This window comes from Amycolatopsis jejuensis, from assembly GCF_000717335.1.
GTDB lineage: Bacteria > Actinomycetota > Actinomycetes > Mycobacteriales > Pseudonocardiaceae > Amycolatopsis > Amycolatopsis jejuensis.
This window is the reverse complement of record NZ_JNYZ01000027.1, coordinates 202,904-218,465: the sequence shown is the minus strand read 5'-3', so window position 1 is coordinate 218,465 and position 15,562 is coordinate 202,904. Positions and strand designations below refer to the sequence as shown.

At 69.4% G+C, this 15,562-nt stretch carries 16 protein-coding genes; 7 read left to right on the top strand and 9 right to left on the bottom strand.

The genetic code is table 11. The features are described 5' to 3' along the window. The first annotated feature begins 69 nt into the window (after positions 1 to 69). Positions 70 to 144: a 50S ribosomal protein bL37 gene (locus tag OO71_RS53470; RefSeq protein ID WP_098515123.1), complete on the top strand. Its 75-nt coding sequence runs from the start codon at positions 70 to 72 to the stop codon at positions 142 to 144. Positions 145 to 203: 59 nt separating this feature from the next. On the opposite strand, the gene rsrA is transcribed toward OO71_RS53470, so the two are convergent. Both rsrA and OO71_RS32900 read right to left on the bottom strand, forming a co-directional pair. After that, positions 204 to 524 carry a mycothiol system anti-sigma-R factor gene (gene rsrA / locus OO71_RS32905; protein ID WP_033293840.1) on the bottom strand — a complete coding sequence of 107 codons (321 nt, stop codon included), beginning with the start codon at positions 522 to 524 and terminating at the stop codon, positions 204 to 206. Then, positions 521 to 1,147 (bottom strand): sigma-70 family RNA polymerase sigma factor, encoded by a 627-nt coding sequence (locus OO71_RS32900; protein WP_033293947.1) that lies wholly within the window; start codon positions 1,145 to 1,147, stop codon positions 521 to 523. The genes rsrA and OO71_RS32900 overlap by 4 nt, the downstream gene beginning before the upstream one ends. A gap of 184 nt (positions 1,148 to 1,331) precedes the next feature. On the opposite strand from OO71_RS32900, the gene ybaK reads away from it, so the two are divergent. Continuing rightward, positions 1,332 to 1,811: a Cys-tRNA(Pro) deacylase gene (gene ybaK / locus OO71_RS32895; protein ID WP_033293839.1), complete on the top strand. Its 480-nt coding sequence runs from the start codon at positions 1,332 to 1,334 to the stop codon at positions 1,809 to 1,811. Between the two features lie 94 nt (positions 1,812 to 1,905). On the opposite strand, the gene OO71_RS32890 is transcribed toward ybaK, so the two are convergent. Together OO71_RS32890 and OO71_RS32885 are read right to left on the bottom strand one after the other, a co-directional pair. Further along, a complete protein-coding gene (locus tag OO71_RS32890; protein WP_033293838.1) occupies positions 1,906 to 2,514 on the bottom strand; it encodes an alpha/beta hydrolase family protein in 609 nt (202 codons plus the stop codon). After that, positions 2,511 to 3,266, bottom strand: coding sequence for an SOS response-associated peptidase (locus tag OO71_RS32885; RefSeq protein WP_033293837.1), 756 nt, complete (start codon positions 3,264 to 3,266; stop codon positions 2,511 to 2,513). The genes OO71_RS32890 and OO71_RS32885 overlap by 4 nt, the downstream gene beginning before the upstream one ends. A 119-nt stretch (positions 3,267 to 3,385) precedes the next feature. Between OO71_RS32885 and rsgA the strand changes: the two genes are divergently transcribed. From rsgA to OO71_RS32870, 3 genes are all read left to right on the top strand, one after another. Further along, complete coding sequence (gene rsgA, locus OO71_RS32880) at positions 3,386 to 4,411, top strand: ribosome small subunit-dependent GTPase A (protein ID WP_033293946.1); 1,026 nt, start codon at positions 3,386 to 3,388, stop codon at positions 4,409 to 4,411. 204 nt (positions 4,412 to 4,615) lie between these two features. Continuing rightward, positions 4,616 to 5,512, top strand: coding sequence for an SCO4651 family lipoprotein (locus OO71_RS32875; RefSeq protein WP_033293836.1), 897 nt, complete (start codon positions 4,616 to 4,618; stop codon positions 5,510 to 5,512). Positions 5,513 to 5,658: 146 nt separating this feature from the next. After that, on the top strand, positions 5,659 to 6,441 hold the full coding sequence (locus tag OO71_RS32870) for an SCO4651 family lipoprotein (protein WP_033293835.1): 783 nt from the start codon (positions 5,659 to 5,661) through the stop codon (positions 6,439 to 6,441). Positions 6,442 to 6,569: 128 nt separating this feature from the next. Here the strand turns inward: OO71_RS32870 and OO71_RS32865 are convergent, their stop codons facing one another. Further along, on the bottom strand, positions 6,570 to 7,061 hold the full coding sequence (locus OO71_RS32865) for a DUF6912 family protein (protein WP_156096667.1): 492 nt from the start codon (positions 7,059 to 7,061) through the stop codon (positions 6,570 to 6,572). Next, positions 7,058 to 8,455: a WS/DGAT/MGAT family O-acyltransferase gene (locus tag OO71_RS32860; RefSeq protein WP_033293834.1), complete on the bottom strand. Its 1,398-nt coding sequence runs from the start codon at positions 8,453 to 8,455 to the stop codon at positions 7,058 to 7,060. Before OO71_RS32860 ends, OO71_RS32865 begins: the two co-directional genes overlap by 4 nt. Positions 8,456 to 8,489: 34 nt before the next feature. Between OO71_RS32860 and OO71_RS32855 the strand changes: the two genes are divergently transcribed. Further along, entirely contained in the window at positions 8,490 to 9,254 is a 765-nt protein-coding gene (locus OO71_RS32855) for a TrmH family RNA methyltransferase (RefSeq protein WP_033293833.1), read from the top strand. On the opposite strand, the gene OO71_RS32850 is transcribed toward OO71_RS32855, so the two are convergent. Beyond that, complete coding sequence (locus OO71_RS32850) at positions 9,247 to 9,630, bottom strand: HAD-IA family hydrolase (protein WP_033293832.1); 384 nt, start codon at positions 9,628 to 9,630, stop codon at positions 9,247 to 9,249. The two genes, OO71_RS32855 and OO71_RS32850, sit on opposite strands and share 8 nt — an antisense overlap. Before the next feature lie 168 nt (positions 9,631 to 9,798). On the opposite strand from OO71_RS32850, the gene OO71_RS32845 reads away from it, so the two are divergent. Next, positions 9,799 to 10,275 carry an Rv3235 family protein gene (locus OO71_RS32845; RefSeq protein WP_033293831.1) on the top strand — a complete coding sequence of 159 codons (477 nt, stop codon included), beginning with the start codon at positions 9,799 to 9,801 and terminating at the stop codon, positions 10,273 to 10,275. A 23-nt stretch (positions 10,276 to 10,298) separates the two neighbouring features. Here OO71_RS32845 and OO71_RS32840 read toward each other — a convergent pair whose 3' ends face one another. Together OO71_RS32840 and secA are read right to left on the bottom strand one after the other, a co-directional pair. Next, positions 10,299 to 11,612 (bottom strand): cytochrome P450, encoded by a 1,314-nt coding sequence (locus OO71_RS32840; protein WP_084145444.1) that lies wholly within the window; start codon positions 11,610 to 11,612, stop codon positions 10,299 to 10,301. Between the two features lie 48 nt (positions 11,613 to 11,660). Then, positions 11,661 to 14,567: a preprotein translocase subunit SecA gene (gene secA / locus OO71_RS32835; RefSeq protein WP_033293830.1), complete on the bottom strand. Its 2,907-nt coding sequence runs from the start codon at positions 14,565 to 14,567 to the stop codon at positions 11,661 to 11,663. Positions 14,568 to 15,562 lie beyond the last annotated feature (995 nt).

The window sequence follows — 15,562 nt, the reverse complement described above, 5'->3', positions numbered from 1 at the left end:
GACACACTGGAGCGGTTGACTCGTGCCCGGCCGTGCGTCCGGGCCAGGCAGTACACCGAGGAGAGAACCATGTCGAAGCGCGCCCGCAAGCGTCGCGACCGCAAGAAGAACGGCGCCAACCACGGCAAGAAGCCCAACGCCTGAGTCCGCGCCCGGACACACGAAGGCCCCCGCACCGCCTGGTACGGGGGCCTTTCGGCACGTTATTCGCCGGTGCGCTGCTCGACGGTGATCTCGGTGCGCTCCACCGTGACCCCGCCCTGGGTGGCGACCGTCTGCCGGATCGACGCGCGCAGCCTGCTCTTGAGCTCCGCCGGGGCGTGCTCGCCGCCGCACTTGCGGGCCAGCAGGTGCTTGATCTGCTCGTCGATGCCGTACTCCTCGAGGCACGGCGGGCAGTCGTCGATGTGGCGGCGCAGCTCCGCGTCGCGCTGCGGGCTGCACTCGCTGTCCAGCAGCAGGTAGATCTCGGCGAGGGCCTCCTCGCAGCGCATCTTTTCCGCGGGCGTGTCGTCCGTGCTCATCGTTTCGCCACCTCCTCGCGGGGCACCCGGATGAAGCCGCGCTCGCGCGCGACATCGGCAAGCAGCTCGCGCAGCTGGGCGCGGCCACGGTGCAGCCGGGACATCACGGTGCCGATCGGAGTGTCCATGATCTCGGCGATCTCCTTGTACGCGAAGCCCTCGACGTCGGCAAGGTAGACCGCGAGCCGGAACTCCTCGGGCAGCTTCTGCAATGCGGCCTTGACGTCGGTGTCCGGAAGGTTGTCCATCGCCTCGACCTCGGCCGACCGCAGGCCGACCGAGGTGTGGCTTTCCGCACGGGCGATCTGCCAGTCGCTGATCTCGTCCGTCGGCTGCTGCACGGGCTGCCGCTGGCGTTTGCGGTAGCCGTTGATGTAGGTGTTGGTGAGGATGCGGTACATCCACGCCTTGAGGTTCGTGCCTGCCTTGAAGGACGCGAACGCCGCATAGGCCTTCAGGTAGGTTTCCTGGACCAGGTCCTCGGCGTCGGAGGGGTTGCGGGTCATCCGCATCGCAGCCGAGTACAACTGGTCGAGCAGGGGCATCGCGTCGCGCTCGAAGCGCTCGGCAAGCTCCAGCTCGTCGGCCGCCGTGTCCGGCGCGGAGTTGGGGGTGCTCGGCAAACCGTTCCCTTCCCGTTCGGCGTCGATGCGCGTGCGCGCATACGGCGACACCGAGTTTACGCGGGGTCCGGGCAGGCCCCCGGGAAGGCTCCTGCCGGGGCGGGGAGTGGTGAGCGTGGTGGTCACGGTGTCTTCAACAGAGCGTGGTGACGGGGCATTCCCGGCGGCTTCGTAGACTCGCGCCATGGCGGGCAAGGGCACTCCGGCAACAGCGTTACTGCAGAAGCAAAAAGTGGCGCACACGGTGCACACCTACGACCACGACCCGCGGGCGGAGTCCTACGGCCTGGAGGCGGTCGAGGCATTGGACCTGGAAGCGGCGCGGGTGTTCAAAACCCTGGTGGCGGACGTCGACGGGAAACTGGTGGTGGGCGTGGTACCGGTCACCGGACAGCTGGATTTGAAGGCCTTGGCCGCGGCGGTCGGTGGCAAGAAGGCGAAAATGGCGGACCCGGCAGCGGCCCAGCGAGCGACCGGGTACGTACTGGGCGGGATCTCGCCGCTGGGACACCGCAGCCGCCTGCCGGTGGTACTGGACGGCTCGGCAATGGCTTTCCCGACGATGTTCTGCTCGGGCGGCCGGCGGGGTCTCGAGGTGGAGGTCGCACCGGGGGATCTGGTGCGGTTGGCGGGTGCGGTGGTGGCGGGGATCGCGGCCGGGTGACCACAGCAGTTGTCCACAGCGGCGGTGAGCTGTGGACAACTCGCGATAATCATCGTTGACCTGCGGTAACCGTGGCCGAAGGTGGTCCATCGGCTCACAAATGCGGCCGCACAACCCGTCCCAGCCACTCCGTCGCCGCCCGGGCCACCGCATCCAGATCGTGCGACAACGTGTGATCTCCGGGAACCACCACAATCTCATGGTGCGGCGCAGCCGAAGGCCGCCCGAACGGGTCCCGTTCCCCTTGGATCACCAGAGCGGGCACGGTCACCGCGTCCAGTTCCGGCTGCCGGGTTTTCTCCGGGCGGCCCGGCGGATGTTCCGGAAAAGCCAGGCACAGCACCGCAACCGCCTGACCATCAGCCGCAGTCCGGCACGCCACCCGCGCCCCCGAAGAACGACCGCCGAACACCAGTGGCAGGTCGTCGAACCGGGCGGAAACCTCGTCCGCCACCGTCAGCCATGCGGTGTCCAGCTGCTTTGCCGGGGCAGGCGCGCGGCGGCCCGCGACCCGGTACGGCTGCTCCACCAACGCCACGTGCACCCCGGCCGACTTGGCCGCCCGCGCCACCGCCACGAGGTCCTTGGCGCCGATTCCACCGCCCGCTCCGTGGCCCAGCAGCAAAACCGCATCGCCCTCGGCGGCGCAGTGCAGTTCCACCCGCGCCGGGCCGTGTTCGGTGTCGATCTCCAGGGTGGTCATGGCGTGTCGAACAGCGCGTCGACCGACTGTTCGCGCTCGGCTCGCTGCAGCAGTTCCGGTCCGTTGTTGCGGACGTTGTTCACCAGGCTCGACACCGGCCGCAGCTCCAGCGATTCGACGACCGCGGGCGGCGTCGGCACCAGCAGATCGTCCACTTCGGACTGATCGGGATCGAGCCAGCCCGCCCAGTGGTCGCGCGGCACGATCAGCGGCATCCGGTGGTGGACGTCGGTGAGCTGCCCTTCGGCGTCGGTCGTGATGATGGAGAACGTGATCAGCGGCGAGGCGTCCGCGTCGTCCTTGGGCCGCCAGGTTTCCCAGATCCCGCCGAACGCGATCGACGCGCCGGACGGGTCCGTCATGTAGAACGGTTCCTTTTCCTTGCCCGTGCGCCGCCATTCGAACCAGCCGTCGGCAGGCACCAGGCACCGCCGCGACGCGAGCGCGCGCTTGAACGCGGGCTTCTCCTTCGCCGTCTCCGCGCGCGTGTTGATCATCCGCGAACCGACCGCGGGATCCTTGGCCCAGAACGGGACCAGGCCCCAGCGCATGATCCGCAGCGACCGCTCGGCGGGCTTGTCCTCCAGCACCAGGCCCTCGTCGTCGCGCGGATGCCGCTGCACCACCGTGACGACGTTCTTCGTGGGCGCGACGTTGTGATCCACCCGCGCCCGGCCCTCGGTCAGGTCGACCGCGGCGAACTCTTCGACCAGCTTCGCCGGGTCTTTCGTCGCGGCGTAACGGCCGCACATGCCAACCTCCTCGGGATGCCTCACGGCCATCGTTGCACGCAGACCGGGCCCGGCGCGACCGGCATGGGATCATTCGACCAGGCACGACCAGGCAGGGCTACCGGGAGGACGTGGGCGGCTTGGCGCGAGGCGACTGGAGGCGGCTGGACGAATCCGACGTGCGCGTGCGTCCCGGCAAAGGCTCCAGGCCCCGCAGCAAGCGCAGGCCCGAGCACGCGGACGCGGTCGCGGCCATGGTGATCGGCAAGGACCGCGGACGATGGACGTGCGCGGTGAACGCCGACCCGGACCGCGTCGTCATGGCCATGCGGGCCCGCGAGATGGGCCGGGTTTCAGTGGTCGTCGGGGACATGGTCGCGCTGGTCGGCGACGTTTCCGGGCTGCCGGACACGCTCGCCCGCATCGTCCGCGTCGACGAGCGCACGAGCGTCCTGCGCCGCACCGCCGACGACACCGACCCGTTCGAGCGCGTCGTGGTCGCGAATGCCGCGCAGCTGCTGATCGTCACGTCGCTGGCCGATCCGCCGCCGCGGCCCGGGTTCATCGACCGCTGCCTCGTCGCGTGCTACGCCGGCGGCCTGGAACCGGTGCTGTGCCTCACGAAAGCCGACCTGGCCAGCCCGGACGCACTGCTCGCCGGTTACGCGGGCCTCGACGTGCCGACCGTGGTGACCCGCCACGACGAGGAACCCGAGGGGCTGCGCGAACGCCTCGACGGCCGGGTCACCGCGCTGGTCGGGCACTCCGGTGTCGGCAAGTCGACATTGGTCAACCGCCTGGTGCCGGCCGCCGAGCTGGCCACCGGCGATGTCAGCGCGGTCGGCAAGGGGCGGCACACGTCGGTGGCGGCGGTCGCGTTGCCGTTGCCACCGCCCGGCGGCGGCTGGGTCGTCGACACGCCTGGAGTGCGGTCGTTCGGGCTCGCGCATGTCACCGCCGACGACATCGTGAACGCCTTCGAGGAGTTCGCCGAGGCCGCCGAGGAATGCCCGACCAACTGCGGCCATCTCGGCCCGCCCGAGGACCCGGACTGCGCGCTGGACGACGTCGTCACCGACGGTAATGCGGGTGCCGACCGATTGGCGTCACTGCGCCGTCTCCTGGTGTCGCGGGCCGGTGGCGGAGAAGCCCGTACCGAATCGTGACCATCGCGCTGACCTGCGCGTTCGAAACCGGGCGAAACGAACCTTCGGCGCCGAGGGAACCTTTCGCGCCCAGGTGGCGTCAGAGGGGCGACCTTGCGGAGTCACCCCGCCGGTGGCCCGCACGCCGTACCGCGGTGGAGTAACCGTCGCGGGGCTCCGGCGATAATGCGGGTGAAGAGACGACATTCCTACTAGGGGGAACCCATGCGTAAGACCACCACGTTCGCTGTCGCCGCCGGTGCGGCGCTGGCGCTCGTGCTGACCGGCTGCGGCTCGAAGGCCGAGAACGGCACCGCCTCGCCGGCCGGGCAGGCGAAGGACCAGTCCGGCGTCGGGCTGTCCGCGCCGTTCAGCGACGCGCTCAAGCTGGCCGACGCGGCCAAGCAGGGTACGGAGAAGTCCAAGTCGGCCAAGATGTCGATGGACATGTCGGTCGGCGGCAAGGCCGTCACGGCCGAGGGCTCGATGAGCTTCAACGGCGCCGACTCGGCGTTCACCATGACGATGAACACCCCCGACGGCACCACCGAGATGCGGTACGTCGACAAGACGCTGTACATGAAGATCCCGGCCGCGCAGGCCACGCAGTTCGGCACCGACAAGCCGTGGCTGAAGATCTCGCCGGACGCCACCGACCCGCTGTCGCAGACGTTCAGCAAGTCGATGTCGTCGGCCTCCTCGCAGAGCGACCCGACGCAGATCCTCGACCAGGTCGCCAAGGCGGGCCGGATCATCAGCTCCGACCAGACCGAGCTGAACGGCCAGAAGGTCAACCACTACAAGGTGGAGCTGGACGTCAACAAGTCCGTCGAGGCGTTCGCGAGCAAGGACCTGCCTGCCGAGGTCAAGTCGCAGATGACGAAGATGCTCGAGGGCAAGGACATCAAGATCCCGGCCGAGTTCTGGCTCGACAAGGACCAGCTGCCGCTGCAGGTCACGATGGACCAGTCGCAGATGATGCAGGCGCTCGGCGCGGGTGCCGCGGGCGCGGGCAAGATCACCATCAAGTACTCGGACTGGGGCGCCCCGGTCGACGTCACCGCGCCGCCTGCCGACCAGGTGGGCGACTTCAGCGAGATCGTGAAGAAGATGGGGCACTGACCCCTCGCTTCCCGGCGGGCCCCGAGCTGCTTCGGGGCCCGCTTTTGTGCGCGCTACTGCCGGTAGCACCCGTTCCCCCGAACGGGGCGAGCCGGGGTGCTGTGCTTGGCTGGAGGCACTTTCGGCCGGTCAGAGAGGTTTTTCGGATGCGCTGGACGGCCGTGGTGGGTGTCTTGCTGACGATGGCCACTGCCTGCAGCAGCCCGCCCGCCCGCTTCACCGACGCCCGCGCGCTCGCCGACGCCGTCTCCGCCGCGACCATCGCCGGGCGCACCGCGAAGTTCACCGCCGACGTCACCACGGGGACCCTCGTGTCCCACGGCGAGGGCCAGGCGAAATTCGACGCGGCCGGGACGTCGCTGTCCATGACCACGGACTACGTCGGCGAGCCGCTCGAGCTGCGGCTGGTCGCGCACACGCTGTATGCGAAGGTCCCGGAAAGTGCCCGTGACCAGGTCAGCGACGGTAAGTCGTGGGTGAAGGTGTCGCCGGACGGGTCGGACCCGTTCTCGCAGGTCCTCGGCGGGAGCCTGGCGCAGCTGGCCGAGCAGAACGACCCGGCGCGCACGCTGGACCAGGTCCGCACGGCCGGGACGGTGGCGTCGAGCGAGGAGACGACGCTGGACGGTGCTTCGGCGGAGCACTACCGGTTGACGGTCGACCTGGCGAAGCTCGGCTCGCAGCTCCCGGCCGGTCTGCCGGCGGAAGCCCTGACCCACCTCGGCGGCCAAGGCACGACGGTCCCCCTCGACCTCTGGCTCGACCCGCAGCACCGGCCACTGCAGCTGATCCTGGACCTGTCGCCGGTGCTCAAGGCCACCGGTGAGACTGGAGCAGCTCAGGTCAAGGCCCGCTACACGGACTGGAACACGCCGGTCACCGTCGATGCACCGCCGCCCGCGGAAATCGGCACCCTTCCCGGCGGTTGAACCACGTCACCCGCCGCCGCTGCCGAAGATCGCCCCAATGTGGCATTGGGTGCATCCCACGCACCCAATGTGGCATTCGGTGCGTCACATGCAACCAATGCCACATTGGGGTGGTGTGGGCCGGACGGTCAGAGCAGCTCCAGCAGGAACGGGAGTTCCTGGGGCGCGTACCAGGCCAGCTCGTGGTCCTCGGCGTCGCCCAAGGTGAACTCGGCGTCCTCGTCGCCCAGGTCCGCCGCGTCGATCACCGCGGAAGCGGCAGCTACGGCATCCGCAGCCTCGGCAGCATCGACGTGGATCGCCGCGATCTGCGACAGCGGTACCGGACCGGCCAGGCGCACGACGGCCGCGTCCAGGTCTGGCCGCAGGGTCGCGTCGTCGACATCCACCGAGACCACCGCGCGGCGCGGTTCGCCCTTCTCCTCGGCTGCGATCAGCCGCAGCGAGGCGCGAGCCGCGTCCAGCAGGGCCGCGTACTCGAGTTCCTCGTCGGAGCCGCTCACGTACGCCTCGCGCAGTGCCGGCGTCAGCGCGAATCCCGTACCGCTGCGCGCGCGGAACTCGCCGTCTCGCTCCAGGTCTCGCAGCATCGCGATCGTCGCAGGCAGATAGACCCTCACCAGTGCGCACCCTTCAGCTCTTCCAACGCTTCCTCGATCATCCCGCCCAGCAGGCCGACGTCGAACGCGGCTTTGCGGTCGCCGTTCAGTCCGAAGTAGACGCCACCGTGGTACGACGTCACCCCGATCGCCAGCGCCTGGGTGCGCATCAGCGGCATCACGGGGAACATTTCCACCAGTCTGGCCTCCCCCGCGTACACCGGCACCTGCGGCCCCGGCGAATTCGTGATCATCAGGTTGAAAATGCGGCCGGACAGCGATCCGCCTGCCCGCGCGCCGAGCGAATGCAGGGTCGCCGGGGCGAAGCCGCTCACCTTCAGCAGCCCGCGCGCGGCCACCGAACGGCCCGAATCGAGGTGGTCGGCCATCGCGTGGCCGATGTGCTGCAGCCGCAGCACCGCGTTCGGCTCGCCGACCGGCAGGTCGACCAGGTACGCCGCGACCTGGTTCCCGACCAGCGTCGGCGTGGCGAACTCCGCCGTCTCGACGTCGTTGACCGCCATCGGCACCAGCGCGCGCACCGTCGCCGTCGGCGCGAGGTTTTCCCCGCGGGACAACAGCCATTCGCGCAGCGCACCGGTGATCGCGGCCAGGATGACGTCGTTGACCGTGCCGCCGTGGTCCCCGCGGATCTTGCGGAAGTCCTCCAGCCGCGTGCGCACGACCGCGAACACGCGGCCGCCGGACACCCGGACGTTCAACGGTCCCGGCGGCGCCGGACGCGCGACCGTCGCCGCGACCCCACCGAGAGTTTCGGCGACCTTGCTCACCGTGGCGACCGCGTCCCCCGCCGCCGCCCGGACGTTCTCCACCAGCTCGCCGGGCCGCTGCACGGTCTCGCTCACCGCGTCGAGCACCAGCTGGGTACGGCTCGGCTCACGCCGCGGCGTCCAGGTGTCCTCGAACGGCTCCGGCGGCTCGGGCGTCTCGTCGAGGATGAGCTGGCCGAGGTCGATCGTGCCGACACCGTCCACAACGGACTGATGCGTCTTGGTCACCATCGCCACCCGGCCGCCCGCGAGCCCCTCGACGAAGTACGCCTCCCACAGCGGCCGCTCGGGCGCGAGCCGCCGCGACATCAGCCGCGCGACCAGGTCGAACAGCTGCTCGTCGCTACCCGGCTGAGGCAGCGCCGATCGCCGGACGTGGTAGTTCAGGTCGAAGTCGACGTCGTCCACCCACACCGGCCGCGCGAGATGCCCGGGCACCGCGAGCACGCGCTGGCGGTAGCGCGGCAGGAACGCCAGCCGCGTGCCGACCAGGTCGAGCACCTGCTCGTAGGTGAACCCGGACGACGGCCGCTCGAAGATCGCCACGCCTCCGACGTGCATCGGCGTCGTCTGGTCCTCGACGTACAGGAACGAGGCATCCAGCGCGGACAGGCGGTCGGGCATGAGCCGATCCTTACACAATGCGAGACTGACCGGCGTGGGTGATGAGCAGCCGGGGTCGCCGAAGGACCGTTTCCTGACCGTATACGGGCGCAAGCCGGTGCTGGAGGCGCTCGGCGACCCGGACCTGCACGTGGACAAGGTGATCCTCGCCGACACCTCGCGGGGCCCGAATGCCGCGGAGATCCAGCGTGCCGCGAAAGCCGCCGGGGTACCCGTGCAGCGCGCCAGTGCGCATCGGGTGAAAGTGTTGGCGGGCAACGGAAAACAGGACCAAGGGGTACTCGCCGACGTCGTCGCGCCACGGATGCGCGCGCTCGCCGCGGCACTGGACGACCGCCGTCCACCCGCGCGGCTGCTCCTGCTCGACGGCATCACGACACCCGCCAACGTCGGCATGATCCTGCGCACCGCGACGGCTGCCGGACTGTCCGGGGTGGTCGTGCCACGCCGCGGGGTCGCCGCGCTCGATCCGATGGTGGTCAAGGCGTCCGCGGGCGTGGCGTTCCGGGCGCCGGTGCTGCGCTGCGGGTCGGCGCGCGAGGCGGCGGAAATGCTGGTGGAAGCCGGATACAGCCTGTTCGCGCTGGGCGCCTCGGCGGCGACGTCGGTGTTCGAGGTGGACCTGCCGCAACGGTCGGCGTTCGTGCTCGGCGGCGAAACCGAAGGCGTCGGCGAGGCGGTCGCGGAACTCGTGACGGAGTGGGTCTCGATCCCGATGCCGGGCGACGTCGAATCGCTGAACGTGTCCGCCGCAGCGGCGGTGCTGTCGTTCGAACTCGTGCGGCGGGGGGTCAGCTGAACAACGCGACGAGCTCGTCGAGGGTCCCGGCGACGCTGCGATGGTGCACGCCGACCATCCCCGCCGCGACCGCCCCACGCACATTGCGCTCGGCGTCGTCCACGAAAACACAACTGGGCGCAGCGAGCCCCAGCCGTTCTGCCGCGACGAGGTAAATCCCGCGATTCGGTTTGGCGACCCCGACTTCGCCGGAGAAGACGAGCGCGTCGAAGTATTGGGAGAGCTCGGTTTTCACCCCGGGCGCCGCGCCGGGAGCGTTTGAGACGAGCGCGGTGCGGGTGCCGCGGGCTCTGGCTTCGACGAGATATTCGTAGAGCAACGGCGCTTCGGAATCGGTGAGCACACCGGCGTAGTCGACGAGCAACCCTTTCAGCACCCGGTCAGCCTATCCCGCGGGTTGATCGGCAACGCGCATAGCGCAGGTTGCAGATCCTGTCACCTGGGTTCGGCATTCTTCCCCGGATCAGGCAAGCGCTGTCTCCCCACCGCTGCGGAATCCGCACCAATCCGCGTGTGGCAAGTCCGTGTTTCGGGGAGGAAACCCATGACGCACCACTACCTCCGGCTGCTGTCCCCGGACGCGGCAGCGGGATTCCGAAGAAAGCACCGGCGGATGAACCGGCCGTCGCCGTACGACTTGCCGCCCGCGGGGTTTCGCGTGTTACGGATCACCGACCCACCCGGCGAACGCCAACTCACCCAGCGGCTCAATGCCATCCTCGAGGTCCTCGCCGGTCGACGCGCGGCCGGGCAGATCCGGCCGCTCGTCGATGACGCCCTGTTCTCCCGGCTCGCCACCCAGGACCTGCTCCCCGGAATCCGCTACCACGTCGCCGGTGACCTGCGACTCTGCCGTCCCGCGGACTCCGCGCTCGAAGCCAGCACGACCATCCACGCGGGCCTTCGCGTATACGCGCTCGCCGCCCGATTCGAGCGCACCCGCATCGGCTGGATTTGCACTCGCTTTCACGTCCTCGCCCCGCGCGCCAACCTTGCCCAGTCCGGGCGGGCCGCGGCGTGAGGATGGGACCGCTGTCCTGATGATCAGGTCAGCCGGACCGGAAGCGTCGAGAACCCGCGGAGAGTGGTGGTCGGACTCCAGGCCGGGACGCCGTTCGGCTGCAGAGACGGCGCGCGGCGGGCGAGTTCGCGGAATACCAGCCGACCTTCGAGGCGCGCCAGCGGGGCGCCGAGGCAGAAGTGGATGCCCTGACCGAAGGCGAGATGCCGGGTGGGTTCGCGATTCGGATCGAACCGGTCGGGATCGGGATGGATCGCCGGGTCCCGGTTGGCCGCGCCGATCAGGATCACGACCTCACTCCCGGCAGGCACCTCGACGCTCTTCGGCGAGGCGGCCGCCGGCACGTCGCCAGTCAGCGCTGAACTCCCCGCCGGTGCCGGACCTGCGCCGTCGGTTTTCGGGGTCACGCACGCAATTGTCGTGGCCTTGAGCGCAATCCGGCTGGTCAGCTGCACCGGCGAATCGAACCGCAGCACCTCCTCCACCGCGCGGTCCGCCAGCTCACCCTCAGCCCCGAGCGCGGCCAGCCCGTCCGGACGCTGCAGCAACGCGTGCACCCCGTTGCCGATCAGGTTCGTGGTGGTCTCGTGCCCGGCGACCAGCAGCAGCGTGAGCGTGACGAGCAGTTCGCCTTCGGTGAGCTGGTCGCCCTCGTCGGTGACCTGCACCAGGTCGGACAGCAGATCCTCGCCCGGACGGCGGCGGCGCTGCTGCGCCAGATCCCGGAAGTAGCGGACGAACTCCCGCCGCGCACCGGTCGCTTCGGCGATTTTCCCTTCCGGGACAAGGAAATCCGGGTCAAGCACGCGGGCCATCGCGTGCGACCACTCGGCGAACTGCTGCCGGTCACTCAGCGGGACGCCGAGCATCTCGCTGATCACCTCGACCGGCAGCGGCGCCGCGAGCGCGGCCATGAGGTCGCCTTCCCCCGCGTCAACCAGGTCGGACACCAGCCGCGCGGCGATTTCCTCGATGCGCGGCCGAAGCCGTTCCACCGTCCGCGGCGTGAACGCCTTCGACACCAGCCGCCGCAACCGGGTGTGGTCCGGCGGGTTGAGGCCGAGGAACGACACCACCACGCGGCCGTCGTCGTGCACCGGGTCGTCCGGGTGCCGCAATGCGGGGTCGAGCACGCCCGCCTCGGGGTGGCCCCACGCCGGGTCACGCAGGATCGCCGCAGCCTCGGCGGCACCGCTCACCACGAAGAACCCGGGCACGATCTCGGCGACCGGCGAACGCTCGCGCCACTGCCGGTACTGCGGATAGGGATCCGCCTTGTGCCCGTCCGCGAACAACTCCGCGAAGCCGGCCAGATCCGGTTCCAGTGCAGCGCTCACGAGCGTCCCCCCTCACCGGGCCGTCCACTGTGGACGGCCCGGGTACCGTCAGCGGCGCGGTCCCTTCTTGCCCTTCTTCGCCTGTGCCCGTTCGGCGGCACGGCGCTCCCGCCGGGTACCCCCGGCGGCGTTCGCGTCGTCCGCACTGTCCGAATGGGACTCGACGCCGCCGCCCTCTGCCGGGCCGGACATCGTCAGCCCGGATTGGACACCGCCGCCGACTCCCTTGCCCCGCAACGCATTCGGCACCGATTCGGGGTCGGTGGCCGGCGGCTGCGGCGGAGCCGGACGCGCGTGCTTGCCCCCGTCGTCGTCACCGAACGCGGATGCCGCGGCGGCAGTGGCGGACGTGAGCCCGCCCGGCAGCGCCGAGGGTTCCGGCTGCTGAGCGGGTTCCGGCTCGGCGCGCTCGACCTGCAGGTTGAACAGGAAGCCGACGGCCTCCTCCTTGAGCGAATCGAGCATCGCGCGGAACATGTCGTAGCCCTCGCGCTGGTACTCGATCAGCGGGTCGCGCTGCGCCAGCGCACGCATCCCGATGCCCTCCTTGAGATAGTCCATCTCGTAGAGGTGCTCACGCCACTTGCGGTCCAGCACGGTGAGCATGACCTGGCGCTCGAGGCGGCGCATCGAGCCTTCCTCGCCGACCAGCTCGTCGATTTCGGCTTCCCGCTTGCGATACGCGTCGAGTGCGTCGTCGACCAGCGCCTGGCTGAGGCTTTCGGCTTCGAGGTCGCCGTCCTCGATCAGGTCGTCCCAGTCGAGGCTCACCGGGTACAGCGTCTTCAGCGCGGTCCACAGCTGTTCGTGGTCCCAGTCCTCGGCGTACCCCTCGGAGGTCGCGCCCTCGGAGTACGCCTTCACCACGTCGATGATCATGTGCTCGATCTGCTCACGCAGGTCCTCGCCCTCGAGCACGCGGTGGCGCTCGGCGTAGATGACCTTGCGCTGCTCGTTCATGACCTCGTCGTACTTGAGGACGTTCTTGCGCGTCTCCATGTTGAGCTGCTCGACCTGGGTCTGCGCGCTCTTGATGGCCTTGGACACCATCTTGTGCTCGATCGGCACGTCGTCCGGCAACCGCATGGTGGTCATGACGCGCTCGACCATCACCGCATTGAAGCGGCGCATCAGGTCGTCACCCAGCGACAGGTAGAACCGCGATTCGCCGGGGTCGCCCTGGCGGCCGGAACGACCACGCAGCTGGTTGTCGATGCGGCGCGACTCGTGCCGCTCGGTGCCGAGCACGTAGAGACCGCCGGCGTCGCGCACCTCGTCGGCCTCGGCCCTGGCCTCTTCCTTGATCTCCTCGAGCACCTTCGGCCAGGCGGCCTCGTACTCCTCGGAGTGCTCGACCGGGTCGAGACCGCGCTCGCGCAGCACCTGGTCGGCGATGATGTCCGGGTTGCCGCCCAGCACGATGTCGGTACCCCGACCGGCCATGTTCGTGGCGACCGTGACCGCGGACTTCTTGCCCGCCCGCGCGACGATCAGCGCTTCCTTGTTGTGGTACTTCGCGTTCAGCACCTCGTGCGGTACGCCCAGCTTGAGCAGCAGCTTCGACAGGTGCTCGGACTTCTCCACGCTCGTGGTGCCGACCAGCACCGGCTGGCCCTTCTCGTGCCGCTCGGCGATGTCCTCGGCGACGGCCTCGAACTTCGCCTGCTCGGTCTTGTAGATCAGGTCGGCCCGGTCGGCGCGGACCATCGGCCGGTTCGTGGGGATCGGCACCACGCCGAGCTTGTAGGTCTGGTGGAACTCGGCGGCCTCGGTCTCGGCGGTACCGGTCATCCCGGCCAGCTTCTCGTAGAGCCGGAAGTAGTTCTGCAGCGTGATCGTGGCGAGGGTCTGGTTCTCCGCCTTGATCTCGACGCCTTCCTTGGCCTCGATCGCCTGGTGCATCCCCTCGTTGTAGCGGCGGCCGATCAGGATCCGGCCGGTGAACTCGTCGACGATCATGACCTCGCCGTCGCGGACGATGTAGTCCTTGTCCTTGTGGTAGAGCTCCTTGACCTTCAAGGCGTTGTTCAAGTACCCGACCAGCGGGGTGTTGGCGGCCTCGTAGAGGTTCTCGATGCCGAGCTGGTCCTCGACGAACCGCACGCCCTTCTCGGTGACCGCGACGGTGCGCTTGCGGACGTCGGTCTCGTAGTGGTACTTCGAGTTGATCAGGTTGGCCTTCTCGACCCGCTCACGCGTGCTCATCGTGGTGGTGTCGATGCCCTGCATGAGCGGCGCGAGCCGGGCGAACTCGACGTACCACCGCGACGACTGGTCCGCCGGGCCGGAGATGATCAGCGGTGTGCGGGCCTCGTCGATGAGGATCGAGTCGACCTCGTCGACGATGGCGAAGTTGTGCCCGCGCTGCACGCAGTCCTCGAGCGACCAGGTCATGTTGTCGCGCAGGTAGTCGAAGCCGAACTCGTTGTTGGTGCCGTAGGTGACGTCGGCGTTGTACTGGCGGTGGCGCTCCTGCGGGTTCTGCTCGGCGAGGATGACGCCGACCTCGAGGCCGAGGAAGCGGTGGATGCGGCCCATCCACTCGGCATCGCGCTTGGCGAGGTAGTCGTTGGTGGTGACGACGTGCACGCCCTTGCCGGACAGTGCGTTGAGGTACGCCGGAAGCACGCAGGTGAGGGTCTTGCCCTCGCCGGTCTTCATCTCGGCAACCTGGCCGAGGTGCAGCGCAGCACCACCCATGAGCTGCACGTCGTAGGGCCGCTGCCCGAGAACGCGCTTGGCCGCCTCCCGCGCGACGGCGAAAGCCTCCGGAAGCAGCTCGTCCAGGGATTCGTCCTTGCCGTACCGCTCGCGGAACTCGTCGGTCTTGGCCCGCAGGTCGGCGTCCGACAGGTCCTTCACGTCGTCTTCGAGGGTGTTGATGTGATCGGCGATGTTGCGCAGCCGCTTCACCATCTTGCCCTCGCCCGCGCGGAGCAGGCGGTTCAGCACCATCCGGTCGACCTCACTAGCTTGATCATGATCGCACCCAGGCCGGTCCCGGGCAGTATCGCCACGACGGGCGCCCGTGTGCGCCGCCGACGTCTCCCCCATCGTAGGGAACGCGAGCTGGTCCGCGCACGCACGTCGTCGCAGAAGGTCACGAGGGGTTCTGACGGGGTCTTCCGGTGGGTGGGTACGGGGGTGGTTGGCGGGTGGTTCGGGGGTGCTTTGGGGCGGGCCCGGTCGGGCTTGGCTCATGGTTGCGCCTGCCCTGTCCTTGGGTGGCTCGTGGGTGGTTCGTGGGTGGCTCGTGCCCAGGTCACGGGTCAGTTGTGGCCGACGGGGTGGCCAGTTGCGCGGGGCGGACTCGGCTAACGGACGGCTCCCGCACGGCCCGTGGGCCAGCCATGATCGACTTGGGGCGGCTGACGGGCCGGTCGAGGTCGGCTGGCAGCGGGTCGAGCTCCAATCGGAAGGAGAATCGCTCGGGTTTCCCAGGCGAGCCGTGTTCGCACTCGGCCCGTGGCCGACCTCGCCGTTCCCCGGGCAACTGTGCTCGGGTCGCATGGCCGTCCACGCGTTCCCCGGGCAAGCCGCGTTTTCGCTCGGGTCGCATGGCCGTCCTCGCGTTCCCCAGACAAGCCGCGTTCTCGCTCGGGCCGCATGGCCGTGCTCGCGCTCGGCCGTCCTCGCGTTCCCCAGACAAGCCGCGCTCACACTCGGGCCGCATGGCCGTGGTCAGGTTCCCAGTGCAGCGTTGCTCGCTCTCCAGCCGCGTGCTCCGGAGTCGGCAGGTGGTGCATTTCTTGTGAACAGCAAAGTGCTCTGCTCGCGGCGGCCCGCTCGGCCAGGCATCCGGCTCATCCTCGCGCTGGGTCTGTGCTCGGTCGGGTCTTCCTCGGTTCCCTGGCAGGTCGCGCAGCGCGCGCCGACGGCGTTGCACCGCGCTCAGGGTGGCTCCGGACGCGTGGATGGCCCGCGCGCGGGTGCGTGCGGGCCATCCTGCG

Bases quoted from the DNA above. Each gene is read 5' to 3' on its own strand.
- rsrA (WP_033293840.1), bottom strand. From the start codon at position 524: ATGAGCACGGACGACACGCCCGCGGAAAAGATGCGCTGCGAGGAGGCC.
- ybaK (WP_033293839.1), top strand. From the start codon at position 1,332: ATGGCGGGCAAGGGCACTCCGGCAACAGCGTTACTGCAGAAGCAAAAA.
- OO71_RS32890 (WP_033293838.1), bottom strand. From the start codon at position 2,514: ATGACCACCCTGGAGATCGACACCGAACACGGCCCGGCGCGGGTGGAA.
- OO71_RS32885 (WP_033293837.1), bottom strand. From the start codon at position 3,266: ATGTGCGGCCGTTACGCCGCGACGAAAGACCCGGCGAAGCTGGTCGAA.
- OO71_RS32875 (WP_033293836.1), top strand. From the start codon at position 4,616: ATGCGTAAGACCACCACGTTCGCTGTCGCCGCCGGTGCGGCGCTGGCG.
- OO71_RS32870 (WP_033293835.1), top strand. From the start codon at position 5,659: ATGCGCTGGACGGCCGTGGTGGGTGTCTTGCTGACGATGGCCACTGCC.
- OO71_RS32860 (WP_033293834.1), bottom strand. From the start codon at position 8,455: ATGCCCGACCGCCTGTCCGCGCTGGATGCCTCGTTCCTGTACGTCGAG.
- OO71_RS32845 (WP_033293831.1), top strand. From the start codon at position 9,799: ATGACGCACCACTACCTCCGGCTGCTGTCCCCGGACGCGGCAGCGGGA.
- secA (WP_033293830.1), bottom strand. From the start codon at position 14,567: ATGGTGCTGAACCGCCTGCTCCGCGCGGGCGAGGGCAAGATGGTGAAG.